The 20,231-nt window shown below is 53.2% G+C and carries 18 protein-coding genes; 3 read left to right on the top strand and 15 right to left on the bottom strand.

The window, feature by feature from the left end; translation table 11 throughout:
• Nucleotides 1-34 precede the first annotated feature (34 nt).
• Nucleotides 35-526, bottom strand: a complete 492-nt coding sequence (gene tssB / locus G6Q29_RS01495; protein ID WP_165464267.1) for a type VI secretion system contractile sheath small subunit — start codon at nucleotides 524-526, stop codon at nucleotides 35-37.
• A 614-nt stretch (nucleotides 527-1,140) separates the two neighbouring features.
• Nucleotides 1,141-2,757: a peptide ABC transporter substrate-binding protein gene (locus tag G6Q29_RS01500; protein WP_165464268.1), complete on the bottom strand. Its 1,617-nt coding sequence runs from the start codon at nucleotides 2,755-2,757 to the stop codon at nucleotides 1,141-1,143.
• Between the two features lie 184 nt (nucleotides 2,758-2,941).
• On the opposite strand from G6Q29_RS01500, the gene mpaA reads away from it, so the two are divergent.
• On the top strand, nucleotides 2,942-3,655 hold the full coding sequence (gene mpaA / locus G6Q29_RS01505) for a murein tripeptide amidase MpaA (protein WP_165464269.1): 714 nt from the start codon (nucleotides 2,942-2,944) through the stop codon (nucleotides 3,653-3,655).
• Here the strand turns inward: mpaA and ycjG are convergent.
• Nucleotides 3,646-4,611 (bottom strand): L-Ala-D/L-Glu epimerase, encoded by a 966-nt coding sequence (ycjG, locus tag G6Q29_RS01510; protein WP_165464270.1) that lies wholly within the window; start codon nucleotides 4,609-4,611, stop codon nucleotides 3,646-3,648. The genes mpaA and ycjG overlap by 10 nt on opposite strands.
• Before the next feature lie 106 nt (nucleotides 4,612-4,717).
• Here ycjG and tpx point away from each other — a divergent pair, with 106 nt between their 5' ends.
• A complete protein-coding gene (tpx, locus tag G6Q29_RS01515) occupies nucleotides 4,718-5,224 on the top strand; it encodes a thiol peroxidase (RefSeq protein ID WP_165464271.1) in 507 nt (168 codons plus the stop codon).
• Between the two features lie 34 nt (nucleotides 5,225-5,258).
• On the opposite strand, the gene tyrR is transcribed toward tpx, so the two are convergent.
• The 3 genes from tyrR to G6Q29_RS01530 form a co-directional block, all read right to left on the bottom strand.
• Nucleotides 5,259-6,800 (bottom strand): transcriptional regulator TyrR, encoded by a 1,542-nt coding sequence (tyrR, locus tag G6Q29_RS01520; protein WP_148385562.1) that lies wholly within the window; start codon nucleotides 6,798-6,800, stop codon nucleotides 5,259-5,261.
• A 111-nt stretch (nucleotides 6,801-6,911) separates the two neighbouring features.
• Nucleotides 6,912-7,964 (bottom strand): TIGR01620 family protein, encoded by a 1,053-nt coding sequence (locus G6Q29_RS01525; RefSeq protein WP_165464272.1) that lies wholly within the window; start codon nucleotides 7,962-7,964, stop codon nucleotides 6,912-6,914.
• The gene (locus tag G6Q29_RS01530) at nucleotides 7,961-9,358 is read right to left on the bottom strand and encodes a YcjX family protein (protein ID WP_165464273.1); all 1,398 of its coding nucleotides are present in this window, start codon (nucleotides 9,356-9,358) and stop codon (nucleotides 7,961-7,963) included. The genes G6Q29_RS01525 and G6Q29_RS01530 overlap by 4 nt, the downstream gene beginning before the upstream one ends.
• A 154-nt stretch (nucleotides 9,359-9,512) precedes the next feature.
• Here G6Q29_RS01530 and G6Q29_RS01535 point away from each other — a divergent pair, with 154 nt between their 5' ends.
• A complete protein-coding gene (locus tag G6Q29_RS01535) occupies nucleotides 9,513-10,523 on the top strand; it encodes a LacI family DNA-binding transcriptional regulator (RefSeq protein WP_165464274.1) in 1,011 nt (336 codons plus the stop codon).
• Nucleotides 10,524-10,556: 33 nt separating this feature from the next.
• Here the strand turns inward: G6Q29_RS01535 and G6Q29_RS01540 are convergent, their stop codons facing one another.
• The 9 genes from G6Q29_RS01540 to G6Q29_RS01580 all read right to left on the bottom strand — a co-directional run bounded on the left by G6Q29_RS01540 (nucleotide 10,557) and on the right by G6Q29_RS01580 (nucleotide 20,228).
• On the bottom strand, nucleotides 10,557-11,471 hold the full coding sequence (locus tag G6Q29_RS01540) for an OmpG family monomeric porin (protein WP_165464275.1): 915 nt from the start codon (nucleotides 11,469-11,471) through the stop codon (nucleotides 10,557-10,559).
• Nucleotides 11,472-11,536: 65 nt separating this feature from the next.
• Nucleotides 11,537-12,619: an ABC transporter ATP-binding protein gene (locus tag G6Q29_RS01545; protein WP_165464632.1), complete on the bottom strand. Its 1,083-nt coding sequence runs from the start codon at nucleotides 12,617-12,619 to the stop codon at nucleotides 11,537-11,539.
• Between the two features lie 13 nt (nucleotides 12,620-12,632).
• Nucleotides 12,633-13,298, bottom strand: a complete 666-nt coding sequence (gene pgmB / locus G6Q29_RS01550) for a beta-phosphoglucomutase (RefSeq protein WP_165464276.1) — start codon at nucleotides 13,296-13,298, stop codon at nucleotides 12,633-12,635.
• The gene (locus tag G6Q29_RS01555; protein WP_165464277.1) at nucleotides 13,288-15,567 is read right to left on the bottom strand and encodes a glycoside hydrolase family 65 protein; all 2,280 of its coding nucleotides are present in this window, start codon (nucleotides 15,565-15,567) and stop codon (nucleotides 13,288-13,290) included. Before G6Q29_RS01555 ends, pgmB begins: the two co-directional genes overlap by 11 nt.
• Complete coding sequence (locus G6Q29_RS01560) at nucleotides 15,561-16,619, bottom strand: Gfo/Idh/MocA family protein (protein ID WP_165464278.1); 1,059 nt, start codon at nucleotides 16,617-16,619, stop codon at nucleotides 15,561-15,563. Before G6Q29_RS01560 ends, G6Q29_RS01555 begins: the two co-directional genes overlap by 7 nt.
• An 11-nt stretch (nucleotides 16,620-16,630) precedes the next feature.
• A complete protein-coding gene (locus tag G6Q29_RS01565) occupies nucleotides 16,631-17,419 on the bottom strand; it encodes a sugar phosphate isomerase/epimerase family protein (protein WP_165464279.1) in 789 nt (262 codons plus the stop codon).
• Between the two features lie 17 nt (nucleotides 17,420-17,436).
• Nucleotides 17,437-18,489: a zinc-dependent alcohol dehydrogenase gene (locus G6Q29_RS01570; protein ID WP_165464280.1), complete on the bottom strand. Its 1,053-nt coding sequence runs from the start codon at nucleotides 18,487-18,489 to the stop codon at nucleotides 17,437-17,439.
• Nucleotides 18,490-18,517: 28 nt separating this feature from the next.
• Nucleotides 18,518-19,360: a carbohydrate ABC transporter permease gene (locus tag G6Q29_RS01575; RefSeq protein WP_015570402.1), complete on the bottom strand. Its 843-nt coding sequence runs from the start codon at nucleotides 19,358-19,360 to the stop codon at nucleotides 18,518-18,520.
• Entirely contained in the window at nucleotides 19,347-20,228 is an 882-nt protein-coding gene (locus G6Q29_RS01580; RefSeq protein ID WP_165464281.1) for a carbohydrate ABC transporter permease, read from the bottom strand. Before G6Q29_RS01580 ends, G6Q29_RS01575 begins: the two co-directional genes overlap by 14 nt.
• Between the last annotated feature and the right edge of the window lie 3 nt (nucleotides 20,229-20,231).

A 20,231-nucleotide genomic window follows, 5' to 3' on the forward strand; every position in this document is an offset into this window, starting at 1 on the left:
ATTCCCGGTTAATCCATTAAATGACACATGCCGCTTATTTCGGGGCCAGTGCACTCATTTCGTCGCGTAATTCCTGAGACAGCGCCGGATCTTTAAGAATTTTCTCGAGTTCTTTTCTGAAAGTGGCGTTATCAAGGAGATTGGATTTGAGATCGCGTAATAAATTACGCATGGCCAGCATGGCGCGGAGCTGGGGGATCTGGCGGGCCACCTGTTCAGGTTCGAAATCCTTAATATCGGAGAAATTCAGTTTTATGCTTTCTTCCGAACCATCCCCGGCCATCGTGTTAGGAACCGTCAGATTCACTTCCGGGTTAAATTCCGAAAGTACGCTGTTGAAGTTAATTTTATTGACGTTAATTTTCTTCCTTTCCGATAATGGGCGATTCTCTTTTCCATTACTGAAATCACCGACGGTGAGAAGTTTGAGCGGCAGTTCGATTTTCTTCTGCGCGCCACCTGTATGCAGAGCCAGCTTTAAGTTTATGCGTGCCTTGGGCACCTCATTCTGGAATGAATCGGCCATAGCAGTCCCTTTCTTTAAAAGAAATAAATGTTAAGTGAGTGACGTTTCTTTACAAAACCATATTAGAGCAAAAACTCATTAAAAATCAACTTCCCAGATCAAAGATCTGCTATTGGACTTTTCTTAAGAATATTCCACTAAATTGATGAATTCATAATTGCCAGACATAAATGACTGGCAGCAAATATCAACTATTTATTCACAATATTTTTTCAGGAGCCGCTGATCCGATCGGGAATAGTGATTTCATCATACCGTGGAGTGTTATAATTGTTTTATATCAATGCACTTTTTAACACAATCATTAACAGCGTAGAGAGATAACGCCTTAATAAAATAAATGGTATGAATATGAAAAAATCCTATAACGGATAAATTTAATATTGAATTAGCAATGATGATGCTGCTACAGAAATGGCGAGAAGATGACTGCGCGCTTTTCGATAAACCAGAAGAAGAATTGCTGTGAAGATATTCATCAGCACAATAATTAATGGGACGAAACGAAGGGAAAGCAGGTAATAACCAGACAGTAAACTTTTAACCCAGGGACTCGGGCGCTTATGCGGTTAATAGATAATGATCTTAACCACGCAGCGCCTTAGTCTGATTTTTTAGTGCTTTTCAATATACATTGTACGACTGTACGCAACATCCTCTGGGTTATTTATCGGATAACCTTTAACCCAGGGCTTGATGAGACGGCCATTGGTGTACTGATATATAGGGGCAATCGGTGCTTTCTCGGTGAGGATCTTCTCGGCCATGTTGTAGTCGGCATTACGCGCTTTTTCAGTGGTTTCGAGCGTCGCCTGATGAATAATCTTATCGTAAGCAGGATCGTTGAATCGTGAGATATTCCCGCTGTGGGAGGAGGTCAGCAACGACAGGAATGTCGACGGCTCGTTGTAGTCCCCTACCCACGATGCACGGATAACGTCAAAATTCCCCGTATTGCGGCTGTCGATGTAGGTTTTCCACTCCTGATTCTGCAACTTAACCTCAACGCCCAGATTTTTCTTCCACATAGATGCAACGGCAATCGCGATTTTCTGGTGGTTTTCAGACGTGTTGTACAGCAGCGTTAATTTAAGGGGGCGCTGTGGACCATAGCCTGCCGCCTGCAATAACGTTTTCGCCTGGGCATTCAGCTCCTGCTGCGACATCAGCTCAAATGGCGAGGTTTCCGGCGTAAAGCCCGCAGTGACATCAGGAGTAAAATGCCAGGCCGGTTTCTCACCGGTCCCCAGGACTTTTTCGGCCATAATACGTCTGTCGATAGTCATGCTGAGCGCGAGACGCACACGGGCATCCGCGGTTGGGCCTTTTTGCGTGTTAAACGCGTAGTAATAGGTCCCAAGCTGTGGCGGTGTATATACCTCTCCCGGAATATCTTTAAGCAGCTTCTGGTACATATTTTTCGGAAACGATTCTGTAATGTCGATATCGCCCGCCAGATAGCGTTTGGTCGCTGAGGACTCCTGGTTGATCGGCACAAAGGTGACTTTTTTTAACACCGTCCTGGCGTTATCCCAGTAGTGAGAATTCGGCTCAACCACCAGTTTTTCATTCACCACGCGATCTTTCAGTACATACGCACCGTTGCCAATGAGCGCGCCAGGGCGCGTCCATTCCTTACCGCTTTCCACATTGGCCTTTTGAACAGGATAAAACGCGAAGTTAGCCGTCAGATTACTGAACCAGGGCAGCGGTTTGTCCAGCTGCACGCGCAGCGTTTTAGCATCCACCGCCGTCACGCCGAGCGTATCGGGAGCAGCTTTGCCGTCGATAATCGCTTGCGCATTGTTAATGCCCGCCAGCGCCGCAAACCAGGCGAAAGGTGACGTTGTTTTAGGATCAACCAGACGACGCCAGCTATAGACAAAATCTTGTGCCGTCACCGGGGTACCGTCAGACCACTTAGCGTTATCCCGCAACGTGAACGTCCAGACGCGGTTGTCATTGCTCTGCCAGCGCGTCGCCACGCCGGGAACTAATTCCCCTTTTTCATTCTGATTCACCAGCCCTTCATAAAGATCGCGGATCACCTGTATCTCCGGCAATCCCACCGCTTTTGCCGGATCGAGCGAAGCGGGCTCGTCTTTGATGTGTCGAACCAGCTCTTGTTTTTGCGCCAGCACCGTTCCCCCGGGAACCTCCGCAGCATATGAAACTGAAGAAAGCCCGCACAGCCACAGCGCAGTACAAAGAAGCGAAACAGGATGCTTCATACGATCCCCTTAAAGATGTCAGGTAACAGGCAGATGCGTAATTATTTGTTTCGAAACGGAGAAATGCAAATACTTCATCCGGAAAGTTGATATCAGGCATTTTTTCCCGCAAACGGAAAACTATTTGATTAACAGCGGTTTTTGCACAACACTGCCAGAAGTGACTTCTTCATCAGGGTTTACTATGGCAACTACCCGACCAAGAACGGAACGCGGTGCCTTCCCGCCCGGAACTGAACATTATGGCCGCTCGTTTTTAGGCGCGCCGTTGATCTGGTTTCCGGCGCCCGAGGCCGACCGCAATAGCGGCTTAATCATGGCGGGCACGCATGGCGATGAAAACTCGTCTGTCGTGACGCTCTCGTGCGCGCTACGTACGCTGGCTCCCGATTTGCGACGTCATCATGTGATTTTGACCGTCAACCCGGACGGTTGCCAGCTTGGATTACGGGCGAATGCACGAGGCGTTGACCTTAACAGGAACTTCCCGGCGGCAAACTGGCGCGCCGGTGAAACGGTATATCGCTGGAACAGTTCGGCGCAGGAACGAGATGTGGTCCTGCTCACGGGAGACAAACCCGGCTCCGAACCGGAGACTCAGGCGTTGTGCCAGCTTATTCATAAGATCCGCCCGGCCTGGGTTGTCTCTTTCCACGATCCCCTCGCCTGTATAGAAGATCCTCGTCATACGGCGCTCGGGGAGTGGCTGGCGGATGCGTTTGCTCTACCCCTGGTGAGCAGCGTTGGCTATGAAACACCCGGCTCGTTTGGCAGCTGGTGCGCGGACCTCAGCCTTCACTGTATCACCGCAGAGTTTCCGCCCATCTCCTCGGATGAAGCGAGCGAAAAATACCTGCGGGCGATGACAGATCTCCTGCGCTGGCAGCCTCAAAGATGAAGTACGCCAGAGGTAAAATTCAGGGCGGGTGACACGTCAACCGCCAGCCAGGTTGGGCCGTCCAGATCGGCAAAACGCACGCTGTTCACCAGCGGGAGTGCTGCGCCGATCGCTCTGGACGTGCACAACATACAGCCCAGCATCAGAGTAAAGCCTTGCGCCTGCGCATCTTTTACCAGGGCAAGGGCCTCGGTTAACCCACCCGTTTTATCCAGCTTAATGTTCACCATTTCATAGCGTCCCCTGAGGGCTGACAGACTCTCACGGGTATGACAGCTTTCATCTGCACAGACGGGAAGCGGATGAATAAAATTTGCCAGCGCGGCATCGTCCTCTGCCGGGAGGGGTTGCTCCAGCATGGCAACGCCCAGATCGGCAAGCAGCTGACAACGGGCTGCCAGCCCTTCGCTATGCCAGGATTCGTTCGCATCGACGATAAGGGTGGCTTCAGGCACCGCCGCACGAATGGCGACCATGCGTTCGCTAATCAGACGATCGTCGAGCTTCACCTTTAATAATGTTGCACCGGTGGCATACAACGCCTGAGCGCTGGCGGCCATTTGCTCTGGTTCACCGATGACCACCGTTTGCGCAGTGACGATCGATTGCGGCAGCGTAACGTCCAGCAGCGAAGGCAGCGGTTTTTGTCGTTTCGCCGCTTCCAGGCTCCAGAGCGCGCAGTCAATCGCGTTGCGTGCCGCGCCGGCCGGCAACCGCTGCTGAAGAGCCTCCCGCGTCAGTCCCGCCTGCAATTCGGGAACTACCGTCATAATTTGCGCCATGACTGACGCCAGACTTTCTCCGTAACGAGGATAAGGGGTACATTCGCCGACACCTTTCACGCCATCCTCTTCACATTCAACCACAACCACGCAGGCCTCACTACGGCTGCCGCGTGAAATCACAAACGGGGTATGCAATGGCCAGGCTTCTTCATAGACCTTAACGCTTCTCATCACTGGCTCCTTGCAGGCCGGTAAGGCATAAAATTGGTTTGCCGTGCTAACTGCGGATGACATACACTAGCCACGACGTTAACTATATGTAAACAGGAAGATATCTATGTCACAACTCGTTCATTTCCAGGGCAACCCGGTTGCTGTTGCAGGTTCCATCCCACAGGCTGGCAGCAAAGCACAGCCTTTTACTCTGGTGGCTAAGGATCTGTCTGACGTCACGCTGAGCCAGTTTGCTGGCAAACGTAAAGTCCTGAACATTTTCCCAAGCATCGATACTGGCGTTTGCGCTGCATCAGTGCGTAAATTCAACCAGCTGGCGACCGAAATGGACAACACCGTGGTGCTGTGCATTTCTGCTGACCTGCCGTTTGCCCAGTCCCGCTTCTGCGGCGCTGAAGGCCTGAGCAACGTCATCACCCTTTCCACTCTGCGCAGCCCGGATTTCCTGGAAAAATACGGTGTTGCCATTTCCGAAGGCGCGCTGAAAGGTCTGGCTGCTCGTGCAGTGCTGGTGCTCGACGAAAACGACAACGTTGTTTTCAGTGAACTGGTCAACGAAATCACCACCGAACCGGATTACACCGCTGCACTTGAGACGCTTAAAGCCTAAACGTAAAAAAGCCTCTGCAAAGAGGCTTTTTTATTTATTCGTCACCCTTCTTCTGATTTAACCCATACTCGCGCAGCTTATTCGCAATCGCGGTATGTGACACTCCAAGACGCTTAGCCAGCTTGCGCGTGCTCGGATAGCTGCGATAAAGCTGCGTTAACACCGAACGCTCGAAACGGCTGGTGATATCATCCAGCGAGCCTTCCATTGCCTCTTCGCCTACCGAGACCGTCCCGGCATCGTAATCCGGCAACAGAATATCCTGAGGGCGCAGTTCGTACCCTTCAAGCTGAGTTAATGCGCGATAGACCGCATTTTTAAGCTGACGAATATTGCCCGGCCAGCCGTAACGCGTCAGCACGGTGCCCAGGTCGGCAGAGAGCTTCGGACGCGGCACGCCCTGCTCGTCGGCAAAACGGGCCACGAACAGTTCCGTCAACGGCATGATGTCCTGAGGGCAATCGCGCAGCGGCGGAATATTGAGCGTCAGAACGTTGAGACGATAGTAGAGATCTTCGCGGAATACCCCTTTCTGCACCAGCTCCACCAGGTTTTTCTGAGTAGCGCAGATGACGCGCACGTCCACGTGCACTTCATGATCTTCCCCCACGCGGCGGAACGTGCCGTCATTAAGAAAACGCAGCAGTTTCGCCTGCATGCGTGGCGACATTTCGCCAATTTCGTCCAGCAGCACCGAGCCGCCATTCGCCTGTTCAAAGAAGCCTTTTTTTCCTTCCGGCGCATGCCCAAACAGCTCGCTTTCTACCGCGTCTTCCGGAATAGACGCGCAGTTCAACGCCAGATACGGTTTTGCCGCACGCGGGCTGGCCATGTGCACAGCATGCGCCAGCAGATCTTTCCCCGTACCGGTATCCCCGGTAATCAACAGCGGCGCCGTAAGATTTGCCAGCTTGCGCGCCTGGTCGATCACATGACGCATCTTCGGGCTCACCGCAATAATCTGGCTGAATGCGCCGACGTCCTGGCTGGAAAGGTTTTGTAACTGGCGCCCCATGCGCACCGTGGAGCGCAGCATAATTACCGCGCCGGTGAGCACCCGCGCGGCATTTTCCCCTTTCAGGTAGACCGGCGTGATCTCCATCAGGAAATTCTGTCCATTGATGACGACGTGCTCGCTATGGGTATTTTGCGGGTTGCTGTCCAGCCAGCGCTGGAAATTAAACCCGGCGATCAGTTGCGTGGCGTGGTGCCCGATAAGTTTTTCCTGAGTCTGCGCGAACAGCTGGCAGCTGGCCTGGTTAACGCGCTCAACTTTATTTTTCAGATCGAGAGAGAGAAACGGCTCCGGCATTGCTTCCAGCAGCGCGCTTAGCGCAAGATGTTCCCGCTCGGACGGCATCCAGGGGATGGTGCGTACATCCGTAACGCCAGCGATACGGCGGATTTCCGCCATCAGGCTACTGAAGGTATTAAATTCAATTTCGGCAAAATTGAGGTAAATTCGCCCGACAGGGTCGATCTCAATGCCACGTAAATCAATGCTACGTAAAACAAGAAGATCGAGTAACTCGCGGGTCAGACCGAGACGGTCTTCACAAAAGACTTCCAGACGCATGGGAAATTCACCGTTTAAGCCAATAACAGTAAAATGATATGTCAGAACACGGTGTTCGGGAAGGTGGCTGTCAACAAATATTGACAGCCAGCACGAATAGTAAACAAAACCTTATTGAGCAGGTTTTTTATTGAGCGTCTCTTTAAGCTGTCCAATTAACTCGCGACGGAAATCCCCCAGCCGCGGCTTATCGCCATCGATCCAGGGAAGTGGACGACAAACCTCCATCGCTTTGATGCCCAGGCGTGCCGTCAGCAGACCGGCACCAATCCCCTGTGCCGCCCGCGCTGAGAGACGCGCCGCGAGATCCTGAGACATCCAGTCCATCCCGACCTCCCGCACCAGCTCGCTTGCCCCGGCGAAGGCGATATTCAGCAACACCAGTTTGAACAGGCGCAATCGGCTGTAATAGCCAAGCTCAATACCATACAGTCTGGCGATGCGGTTGATCAGACGCAGGTTGCGCCAGGCGATAAAGGCCATGTCCACCATCGCCAGCGGACTAACGGCGATCATCAGGGTAGATTCCGCCGCCGAGCGGCTAATCTCACGACGAGCCTGCGCATCCAGTACCGGCTGTACAATGTGCGCATAGAGCGTGACCACTTCCTGGTCATTTTGGGTTTCGTGGATCGCCGCATACCAGCGTTGAAGCGCCGGGTGAGAGTGATCTATCCCGGCCTGAGCCGCAAGCTTTTCACAAAAAGCACGCCCTTTTCCTGTGCCGTGACTGTGCAGCAGATCCCGCGCTTCATCGCGTTCGTGGGCACGCTGACGCAAACGCCAGAGGCGACGCCACTCGGTGACGACTGAACCAACGCCCGCACCAACAATCAACGCCCCGGCGGCACACCCCCCCAGAGCCACCCAGTCCTGCGTTTGCCAGGCATTGACGCCCCACTGCACGCCCTGACCGATTACGCTCACGCCAAAAAGGGCCAGCCCGGCGGTCACCATCTTGCGCCACAGGCTGCGTTTCGGGCGCAGTGCCGCATCAACAACCGCTTCCGCCGGCCCCTCTTCAGCCAACGGCTCGTCTGCCAGCACGGGAGCAAAGTTGTCGGCCTGCGGGCCGCTGAAGGTTTGCGCCGTTTTAAACGCCTCGTGCGGGGACTGCTCAAGCTGGCCGGTAAAGTCAATGCGTGGTTTTAACGGTTCCGTCATCGCAATTTATCTCCAATTAAAAACTCCAGCGCGGCATCCAGACGGATATGCGGCAATGGCTGATCAACGTTCATCCTCTGCGGACGGAAGGCTTCGAACTGAAACCCCTGGCTTTGCCAGAAGGCCTGGCCCGGCAGACGCGCGGGAACTTCCCCCGGATAGACCGTGAGCGGCTCCCCGTCGCTGAGGCGGTTGCCCCGAAGGGCCGGAATTTTCTCGCCGTTAACGTCAATCAAACCGCTTTGCGTAGCCTGTACGGACGCCAGCCCCAGACAATCCATGCCGATCCCTTCGAAAGCCGCATTCTGCCAGGCATCCTGCACCAGCTGTTGCAGCAGGGAAACCATATTGGCGTGCTGATCGACCGTCACATGGTCGGCTTTTGTGGCGGCAAACAGCAGCTTATCGATGACCGGAGAGAACAAACGGCGAAACAGGGTACGCTGTCCGTAATGGAAACTCTGCATCAGCTGCGTCAGTGCCAGCCGCATATCATTGAACGCCTGCGGCCCGCTGTTGAGTGGTTGCAGGCAGTCCACCAGCACGATCTGGCGGTCAAAGCGTAAAAAGTGATTTTTATAAAAACCCTTAACCACCTTCTCGCAGTAATAGTTGTATCGCTCGCGGAGCATACCGGCGTTGGTGGTCTTGTCCGCCTGCGCCAGTTTCGATTCGCCGATGCTGTCAACGTCCGGCCACGGGAAAAACTGGAGCGCGGGAGCTCCGGCTAAATCTCCCGGCAGAACAAAGCGGCCCGGCTGGATAAAATGCAGCCCCTCCTGCTTGCACTGATGCAGGTAATCCGTCCAGGCTCCGGCTATGACGGCCAGACGGTTTTCGTCCGCCGGTGCCAGTGGATCCAGCCCTTCGCAAAGCTGGCGCCATTTGGTCGCCCACTCTGCCCGCTGACCCTGCAACAGACCGGTCATCTGTCGGGACCAGCTAAGATAATCCTGCGCCAGCATCGGTAAATCGAGCAGCCATTCTCCCGGATAATCCACAATTTCGAGATAGAGCGTGGACGTTTCTTTGAAGTGACGCATCAGGGATTCATTTGAACGGAAACGAAGCGCAAGACGGATTTCGCTCACGCCGCGCGTCGGGGTCGGCCAGGCGGGAGGCTCCCCATATAACTGCGCCAGACCTTCATCATAGGTGAAACGCGGGATGCCAAAATCACGTTGCGGCACGCGTTTCACCCCCAGCAACCGCTCCTCGCGCACTGCGCTAAGCAGTGGCAGGCGCGCCCCTGCATGCAGGTTCAACAGCTGATTGACCATCGCCGTAATAAATGCCGTTTTACCGCTGCGGCTTAGTCCCGTCACGGCAAGACGCAGATGGCGATCAACGCCACGGTTCACCAGAGAACTGAATTCGTTTTTAAGTCGCTTCATCGCCGTCCTTCATTGCCTGGAACCCTGAAAAAGTCACTTCAGAATACAGTAAATTGGGGCAGATCGTTGATTATCAATTCTTAATTATTGCTATTGCCGTTTTCTCTCCAGTAAGATGGGCGCAATTGCTGTCCGTTCGGAGTGAGTAAGGTGTATGTCACCCACCATCTATGATATTGCACGCGTTGCTGGCGTTTCGAAATCAACCGTGTCGCGAGTTCTGAATAAACAAACGAATATTTCTCCTGAAGCGCGCGAAAAGGTGCTGAAGGCGATAGATGAATTAAATTATCAACCTAATAAGCTTGCCCGCGCACTCACCTCTTCTGGCTTCGACGCCATAATGGTTATTTCGACCCGTTCAACCAAAACCACCGCAGGAAATCCTTTTTTTTCTGATGTACTGCATGCCATAACGGCAAAAGCAGAGGAGGAAGGGTTTGATGTTATTTTACAAACGTCGAAAAGCAGCGAAGATGATCTGCAAAAATGCGTGGGTAAAATAAAGCAGAAGATGATTAAAGGGGTCATCATGCTAAGCTCGCCGGCGAACGAGTCTTTTTTCGCCACGCTGGATGAATACGGTGTGCCCGTGGTCGTTATTGGTAAGGTGGAAGGCATTTACCAGAATATTTATTCTGTCGACACGGATAATTTTCGCGACAGCGCCCTGTTAACAGACTCATTTATCAAACATGGCCGCACTAAAATTGCCTGCCTGCATGCCCCGCTCGATTATCACGTGTCGATCGATCGCCTTGCGGGTTTTAAATCGAGCCTCGAGAAGCAGGGTATTGCGGTAAATCCGGACTGGGTTATCGATGGCGGATATACCCATGAAAGCGCGCTTCAGGCAGCCTGCCAGCTACTCTCCTCAGACAATCCGCCCGATGCGGTTTTTGCGACTGACAGTATGAAATTGCTGAGTCTGTATCGCGCCGCGGATGAGCTAAATCTGACGATCCCAGAACAGGTTGCAATGGCAGGATACAGCGATCCGATGCTATCTCTCATTTTAACCCCTGCGCCAGGCGGCTTTGATATCCCCACGAGAAAGCTGGGCGAAGAGAGCTGCAATTTGTTGTTCAAGTGCATTGCGGGTAAATCTGCACCGCATAAAGTATTGGTTGAAACGCATTTTTCTGATGCGGCTTCGTTACGCTAAAAACCAGGGGCAAGCGCCCCTGGTAGCAGGTGATCAGAACGCGTAATTCACGCCGACGCCCGCGTAGTGGAAGCGATCGCTCTCGCCTTCGTCATGGTTTTCCCATTCATAGGCATATTCCAGGGTCATGGATAAACCATTATTAAAATCATAGGCGTACAGCATACCCAGACGGTTGAAATCATGTCCATCACGCTCAGGATCGTCTTGCCAGTCCCAGTTTGACCAGCGATCGAGTCCCAGACGGGTATAAGGCGTTAACGTAGTCTGACCCAACGAAATCGGCAAATACGCGCGAATTTCCTGAGTAGAGAATTCACCGTTATCACGTGAACTGTCCATATTAAAACCGCGCTCTAAATAGTAATTAACTTTTGCAGAGACGGTTTCGTTAATTGTCCAGGTAAAACCGGTTTCAGTCTCGACGCGGCTGTCAGCATAACCGGTTTTTTCCAGATCGTTGGCAAATTGATACATGGCAAACCAGCCGCCGAAACGCCAGTCGTCGGTTAATTTAATATCCCAGTCAGGCTGAACTTTATAACGCTGCATATTGGCACTGCCGTCTTTAGCACCGTGCTCATCCTTAAAGTGATAGCCATAATTACGGAAGCCACCGGTCAGGCCGAACGTAAAATCATCGGTGCCGATAAAGCGATAGCGTAATTCAAATTCCGGACGATCGAAATAGGTGCCTCGCGTCATGCTGCTGTAATCGACTGTTCCTTCCTGATACATAGCCAGCGAAAGAGTCCAGGCATCCCATGTAGCATTAAACCACACGGAAGGTTCATATAATCCATCTTTATCGTCGCCCTGACCTTCGACGTTTTCAATTTCATACATGGCACCAATATTAAATTCCCAGTGTTTAGCTGATTCTGTTGCTTGCGCGCAGCTCACTCCTGCGCACAGAACGAGCGCAGCACTTCTTAGTAGAGTACTCATTAAAATATTCCTTTATAATTAACACACAAAAAACCGGAAATTTTCATTTCCGGCGAACACCTTTCTCATCTAATAGCTGTTTCAGTATCAGCATCGAAGAAATGGCATTTATTCATATCGAACTGAATGCCGATATTATTTCCTGCAACGTAATCATCCGCCGCTCCTGCACGGACAACCAGTTCATGGCCACCTACGGTGGCATAAAGCATAAACTCAGCTCCGGTCAGCTCAGCAACGCTGATTTTCGCCGTGATGTTTTCACCGTTGCGCTGTGGCGTGAGAATGTCTTCCGGACGGATCCCAAAGACGACCGCTCTACGCTGGTAGCCTTGCGCGTTCAGTACGGCGAGCTTGTCCTCCGGGATCTCCAGACGCAGCGTTTCTGTGACAAAGTAACGGTCATCGATCGCGCCACGAATGAAGTTCATCGCAGGTGAACCAATAAACCCTGCAACGAACATATTCGCCGGCTCGTTGTAGACCTGCTTCGGCGCGCCTACCTGCTGAATGATGCCGTCTTTTAAAATAACGATGCGGGTTGCCATCGTCATGGCTTCCGTCTGATCGTGCGTCACGTAAATCATGGTGGTATTAAGCTTCTGGTGCAGCTTGCTAATTTCAGCGCGCATCTGTACACGAAGCTTGGCATCAAGGTTAGATAAAGGCTCATCCATCAGGAAGACCCCCGCTTCACGCACTATCGCCCGGCCTAGCGCCACGCGCTGGCGCTGACCACCGGACAACGCACCAGGTTTACGCTGGAGATAGTCGCGCAAGCCCAGGATCTGTGCGGCCCAGTTAACGCGTTCTTCAATAACAGAGGCCGCGATTTTTTGCATTTTCAGGCCAAACGCCATGTTCTCGTAGACCGTCATATGCGGATAGAGCGCATAGTTCTGGAAGACCATCGCAATATCACGGGACTTGGCGGGAACATCATTCATGCAAACCCCGTCAATAATCAGTTCACCCGAGCTGATCTCTTCAAGGCCGGCAATCATTCGCAGCGTCGTAGATTTTCCACAGCCCGATGGACCGACGAAGACAATAAATTCTTTGTCTTTAATTTCGAGATTGAAATCCTTAACCACGTGTACCTGGTTATCATAGATTTTCTGAATGTGTTTCAGAGACAGTTGAGCCATCATTTATTCCTTATCAAGACGCCCGGGATGCCCAGAACGCCGTCAGACGTTCCCAGGTCAGTTCCTGCGTTGAATGAAGTTGTAATCCCGCATGGTTCAGGCCAGGCCCAATCCCGACCGACAGCATTCCTGCGGCGTTAATCGCATCTACCCCTGCGGCGGCATCTTCAATACCAATGGCCTCTTCAGGCCGCACGTTCAGTCCTTTACAGGCCGCAAGGAAAATTTCCGGGTCCGGCTTTGAGCGGCAAATGCGCGAAGCATCGGCGCAAAAATCGAAAGCCTGGTAAATACCCAACGCGTGCAAAATCCCAGGTGCGTTAAGCGATACGGATGCCAGTCCCGTTTTAACCTTCGCGGCGCGAATATCCGCCAGTACGTCACGAATTCCCGGAAGTAGCGAATCCTGCGTCAGTGTCGCCAGTGACTGGACGTAGAGCGCGTTTTTTTTCGTCGCCAGCGCCAGACGCTGCTCGTCACTGAACATCCCCTCTTTCCCGCCATGCTTCAGAATGCGCTGGAGGGAATCCATCCGGCTTATTCCCTTCAGCTGTTCGTTAAACACTTCGTTGAAGGTGATACCAATCTCTTCCGCGACGGCGCGCCAGGCCAGAAAATGAAGGTGCGCGGTATCGGTGATCACCCCGTCCAGATCGAATACAACAGCGTTAAGCGTCATAGCGCCCCTCCCTGGTAGCGGTCCCATTAACAGATATAAAAAAGTCCTTGTGCTCAAAGACTTTTTGCCCAGAGACGTCCAACGTTTTGCCCCACAGCGTCAACGTGACTGGTGCGGTAGTTTCAATGGTTAACTGGTTACCTTCACAGGTAATATGCATTGTTGCGTTCCGCCACCGCAGCGGGAAGGCGAGTTTCTGCCAGTGGGCAGGCAGTTTTGGCGCAAGATGCAGCTCCCCTTCGCTAATGTGCAGACCAGCAAATCCCTGAATGGCACCCAACCAGATCGCACCGGTAGCCGCGGCATGTATGCCGTCATCGCTGCTGTGCGGATCGTCCCCCAGGTCGATGGAGATACCGTCACGCCAGAAGGCATACGCCCCCTCGGTGTCACCGCAGCGCGCGAGCACAATGCCGTGAATGGCTTTGCTCAGGGATGAATCATGGATAGTGCGTGGCTCATAGAACGCCAGGTTGGCGGCACATTGCTCCGGCGTGAACCGTTCCGGCAGCAGGTAGTTGAGCATCACCACATCGGCCTGCTTCAGGATCTGCATCTCGTTCACTTCCGCACGGGAGTAATCAAGCAGTATGGTTTGCTTACCCGCTTTGGCTTTATAGCAGCTCAGATCGATGGCCGGTTTTGTCATAAAGGTATCATCCTGCGGGATCACACCCCCTGCATCGGCCTCCGGTAACCACAAACGCGCCAGAAACTTCTCGGCATTTTCCATAAAACGCGCATCGTCACGTCCAAACATCGCCATAAACTGCCGCGCACAGGCAACGTTGTGCCAGGCCAGATAGTTGGTGTAGGCATTGTTGTTGACATGTTCGGTGTATTCATCCGGTCCGATCACGTCATGGATCTCAAGACGACCATTAATTTCCGTCGCGCGTCCCATCCAGAACGAAGCGGTTTCCATCAGTAGCGTCAGGCCCTCATTGCGCATAAAGGCGTCGTCATGTGTTGCCTGCCAGTAAGCGATAACGGCCCAGGCGATATCAGCCACGATGTGGTGTTCAGCGAGTGCGGAGGCGACCTTCTGGCGTACCCCGGTACGGATGTTAATTGCGGCGAATTCTGGCGTCTCTTCGTGTCCGCTGGCGGCGCTTTCCCACGGGAACAACGCGCCAGGCCAACCGTTACGGCGTGCTTTTTCGCGCGCGCCAGAAAGGTTCAGCCAGCGATAGCGCAGCAGGCCGCGGGCAATCTGTGGACGGGTAAACAGATGGAACGGCAGCAGGAAAATTTCAGTATCCCAGAAGACGTGCCCTTTGTACCCTTCCCCCGTCAGCCCTTTCGCGGCAATGCTGCTTCTTTCGCTATGGGCTGGCGTCATCGTCGTCAGGTGCCATACGGCATAATCCAGCGCCAGCTGATCCTGCTGTTCTGCGGAAGTCACTTCCACCCGAGCGTCACGCCATACCGCTTTCCAGGCATACGCTGAGCTATCAAGCAACGAATCGTAGCCTCTTGCCGCGCAGACTTTGAGATCGGCCAGCGCGTTACGGGCGAAAGACTCCTGGGAGAGCGCTTTATCGCTGCGATGCGTTAACCAGACGATCTTTTCTAGCGTGACAGTGTCACCTTGAGTAATGGTCAGAGAATGATGAACGCTGAGGCGACGATTTTTAGCGGTGAAACAGCTGTCGCTCTTAGCGGAGAGCTGACAAAACGCCGAAACAACAATTTCAGACGCCCGGTCCTGCGTTTCATAGACACCCTGCATGTAATGCTGGTCAAAGACCCTGACCGAAATTTCATCCAGATGCTGTCTGCCGCTGTTCGTTTGCGTTGCATCAATGCCGGTTTTCAGCACGACCTGAGCGGAGCCATCAAGCGGTGTCACCGAGAGCTGCATTGCCACCAAGGGCAGTTGGTCAAGCGAAACAAAACGACGGCTCTCGAGGCGATAGCGTTTTCCGTCCGGTGAACGCCAGACAACGTTACGATGCAGTTCGCCGTTAGCAAAGGCCAGCTCGCGTTGCCACTCAAGAATTTCGCCTGAAAGGAGCGTGAAATTGACACCGTCCAGCTCAATATCAATCCCGGTGACGTCCGGCAGATTGATCAGCTCCGTGGTTTCGTTGCGTCCCGCGCGATGATACAGCCCCGCCAGATACATCCCTCTGGTCTGTTGGGTGTAATCTTCTTCATGCGTGGCGCGAATGCCCATGTAGCCATTGCCGCAGGCCATAATGGACGCGTACTTATTCAGGCTATGCGGGCAAAAGCCCGGATCGGTTAATACAGACTGGTTCAGCATAACGTCACGCTTTCCCCTGTTTCCGCAGCTTCATATAACGCCGCGACTAATTGCTGGATCACCAGCCCCTGCTCCGCATCGGCAATCATGACCGGCTCGCCCATTACGTGGCGAACAAACGCATCCATACTGCGCTGATGTCGCCGATCGTCAGCATCTTCACGCTGGGTCAGCGTCTGTAAAACACCGGCTTCGTCGTTATAAATGTGTGCCGGAAACAGCGTTGCACCTGCCTTCTCACCGCAGAAAGAGACGTTCATGATCGACTGCTCGCGGATATTGAGCGCAAAGGAGGTGTCCAGACGCAGAATGCCACCGTTACAGAACTCAATCGTGCCAAACAGAGCATCTTCCACGGTAAACTGCGCAGGATCCCATTCGCCAAACTGGCCGGTGTGTTTCCGGTTCCCCAGTCTCTGGAAGCTGTGCGCGGTTACCCGTTTTACGGCCGGGAAGCCCAACACGTACATCGCAGCATCCAGCATATGAATGCCGATATCGATCAGGGGCCCGCCGCCCTGGAGTGATTTATTGGTGAAAACGCCCCACCCCGGCACACCGCAGCGCCGCAGCGCCTGTGCCGAGGTAAAGTAAACTTCGCCGAGCGTGCCGTTCAACACCGCATCACGCAGCAACTGGGTATCCAGGGCAAAGCGATGGTGAAAATCATACGCGAGGACTTTTCCAGCCTTACGCGCCGCAATGCGCATCTGGTCGGCCTGTTCCGGCGTCATCGCCGGCGGCTTTTCACACATCACATGACAACCCGCTTCGAGGGCCGCCATGACGTGTTCAAAATGGAACCGATTAGGCGAACAGACGCTCACCACATCCGGTTTTACTTCCTGCAACATCTCGTGAGCGTCCTGCCATGCTGATGAAATAGCATAACGTTCCGCGAACGCCTGTGCCTGTTCAAGGCGGCTGTCCATGACAGCCACCATTTGAACATCACTGCGCGTGGCGTAATACGAGGCATGCACTTTGTCTGCAACCTGCCCGGCGCCAATGATGGCGATGCGCAGAGGCAAAGATGTAGAAGCACTCATCACGCTCGTCATCCTTAGCATTCACGCAAGTAAGTGAGAGAGTCCTTATAGGCCTGAGCCGGATCGTCGGCACGCACCCGGCACTCGTACACGACGTAACCCTGATAATTATCGGCACGCAGCTGATCGAACAGGCTGGCGAAATCGAGGCTGCCGCTGCCCGGCTGATAGCGATGGTTATCAGCAATGTGCACATGACCCAGTAGGTCGCGGTTGTGATGCAGCGCTTCCGTCAGCGAGTCTTCTTCAATGTTCATATGGTAGAAGTCACCGATGATCTGCACGTGCTTCAGATCGTTCTCTTCAATATAACGACGCGCGTCAGCCAGGGTATTGATCATATGATCCTGATAGCGGTTCAGCGGCTCGAGGTAGACGGTAGTCCCGGTACGTGCAGCAACCTCATCCAGCCAGCGCAGAGAGGCACTAACCGCTTTACGGTCGCCGTCGAGGCTACGTGGCGCGGTCATTGGCGGCAGACGGAAGGTAAACATTCCCCAGGCAGCTGGCACAATAATCCCCTTACCGCCCACTTCTGCCAGCGCTTCCAGAATGCGCTCAATTTGTTGTAAGCCGTTTAAACGGCGTTCTTCGATGAAGTCCCCGATCCAGCCATCGTATCCGCCACATGCCGTCGTCACCGGCAGGCCGGTGGCTTTGATAGCCGCTTTCACCTCATCGAGGTTTTCCACCAGCAGTCGGCCATCAATTTCGTAACCATCAAATCCCATCGCTTTGATGTATTCGAATTTTTCCATAATTGCGGTTGGGAAAAAGACCTGGTTTTGTGTTGCGATTTTCATAATTTGCTGTCCTTAGCTTAAAAAGTGACGCCCATTTTGATACTGAGTTCCGGGTGCTGATCGACATACTTCATATAGCTTTCCGGGCTGGTGGTGAATGTGACGACCGGATCGATCAGATCTTCACAATTGAGATAACCGTTCATCAGCAATTCCCAGCAGGTCTCTTCAATACGCTTGCGGCTCCAGCGCGGATAGTCCGGATTGGGTTCACTGCATGCGCGAGAGAAGACGATTTTCGCGTTGTTGAAGTGTGCTTCGCGGCCCAGGTTGAAGCCTGCTGCAAACGGCTTGGCGAAAGCCACGTAGGAGATCGTTCCGCCGTAAGCGAGTCCGCGCAGTGCAGATTGCAGCGCATCTGCAAATCCGCTGGTTTCGATGATCACATCCGCGCCCTGCTTGCCAGTCAGTTTCTTAATTTCAAGACCGACATCGGTACCGATTGGATTCAGGCAGTGGTCGGCTCCGTGACGGCGAGCGATCTCACAGCGATGTTCGATAGGATCGACACCAATAACTACTGACGCGCCGGCTTTTTTCGCCAGCTGAATCGCAATCTGGCCAATCGCGCCCAGACCCACAACCACAACGAAATCCCCTACACGCACGTTGGCATCGCGCACGCCGCTCATGGCGAACTGTGCCGGATCGTAGCAAACGGCGTTTTTCCAGGATGCACCCTGCGGCATTTTGCGCAGCTTATAATTGTTCACCGCGTTGACGATGACCGTTTCCTGCAATGGGCCGTAGCAGCAGACGTTGTCGCCGATCTGGTATTCCGTCACGTCCGCACCACATTCGATGATGTCGCCGACGATCATGTTCCCCAACTGGAACTTACCAAATTCGATACCGCGCGCTGCACCTTCTTCTCGAGGGGTAAACATCTGCCACTCAGCGTTGAATTCTTCATCGATGAACGGGCTTGCCGCGCGGAAATCCACGACTTCGGTGCCATGCTTCGGCGCACCATAACGGGCACGAATTTTGACTTCATGTGCTGCAACAGGACGATCTTCGTATTCCACCAGCGCCGCCACACGAGGCGCTGTCGCAACTAATTTTTTCATGACTCACTCCTTGTTAAAATCGGCCGCCTCAGCCCTTAACGCCGCCGGCGGTCAAACCACTTTTAATAAAACGTTCAGACAGGGCATACATAATGACCACCGGAAGTGCCGTCACCAGCGATGCCGCCATCATGCGACCCCAGATGTAGTCTGGCGTACTGAAGAGCGTGTTCAGCCCGACCGGCAATGTGAAGTTGCTGGCGCTGGACAGGAAAATGGAGGCGAACAGATAGTCATTCCACGCCACCATGAAGCAGTAGACAAAGACCGACACCAGACCAGAGATCGCCAGCGGCACGGTGATGCGGAAGATGATTTGCAGGCGGTTCAGGCCGTCCATCATCGCGGCTTCTTCGATTTCGTCCGGGATGGTGTCGAAATAGCTGCGCAGCATAAAGACAGCGGTAGGCAACGTCTGCGTCACCATGGTGATGATCAGTGCCAGCTCGGTGTCATAAATGCCAAGCGCGGTGATGATTTTGAACAGCGGCACCACCAGCAGGATCCCGGAGAACATGTAAACCGTGTAGAAGCTTGCATTGATCGTCGTGCGTCCTTTAAAGCGCAGTTTGGATAACGCATACGCGCCCAGCGTGCCGAGAAACACCGCAATGACTGACGATGTCAACGACACCACCATGCTGTTACGGAAGTAATCCACAAACGGGAAAATCAGCGGGTTAAAGATGTCGATGTAGTGCTGGAGCGTCCATTCCTGCGGCAGGATGGTCGGATGCAGCGAGATCGCCTCTTTCGCGCTTTTGAACGACGTCATCAACATCACAAAAAACGGAAACAGCGTGATAATCAGAAATAGCGCCAGTCCCAGATAAAAACCGATACGGCCCAGAACGCGTTTATTTGTTGCCATTGAGGTTTACCCTTTTTCTGGTCAGCAGAATGACAGCGAAGATGATCACAAACAGCACAACGGAAACGGCGGCTGCTTTACCCAGGTCATTAAACGCAAAGGCGGTTTTGTAGAGATAGACGCCCAGAATATCGACCTTAGTGGTGAGCAGATAAACATCCGCAAACATGTAGAACATCCAGATGGTTCGCAGCGTGACCACCGTTGCCAGCACCGGCATGATGGCGGGCAACGTCACGATACGAAAACGCTGCCAGGCGTTCGCTCCGTCCATCTCTGCCGCTTCGTACAATGATTTATCAATGGTCTGTAAAATCGCGAGAAACGAGATAAAGGCATACGGGAAGTAACGCCAGATGGCGAACAGCACAACCAGCACAAAACTACTGCCAGGGTTGTCGAACCACAGCGGCGCCTGATCGTAGAGATGCAGCAGATCAACGCCCAGATAGTTCACAATCCCGTAGCCGTTGTTGAACATGTATTTCCAGGCAAACACCAGTGAAATAGACGGCGTCACGTAGGACAGGATCACCAGCGAACGTGCCGTTTTCCGCATGCGGAATTCACGGTTAAAGAAGATCGCTACGGCCAACCCCAGACCGGTGCTGCCGAGCACGACCAGCGCCGTGTACCAGAACGTCATCCACAGCGAGTGCCAGAACGCAGCATCACCCAGAATGCGAATGTAGTTATCAAGGCCGACAAACACCGCATCAATACGCGGGTTCAGCGGTAAACGTAAAAAACTGATTTCGATGTTGGAAATCATTGGCCAGGCCACCAGGCCCCCCAGCAAAATCAGGCTAGGGGCCAACAGCAGCATGGCGAAAGGCATATCTGAACGACCAGAAAACAACGTCTTCATAAT

The organism is Enterobacter cloacae (genome assembly GCF_011078175.1).
GTDB lineage: Bacteria > Pseudomonadota > Gammaproteobacteria > Enterobacterales > Enterobacteriaceae > Enterobacter > Enterobacter cloacae_Q.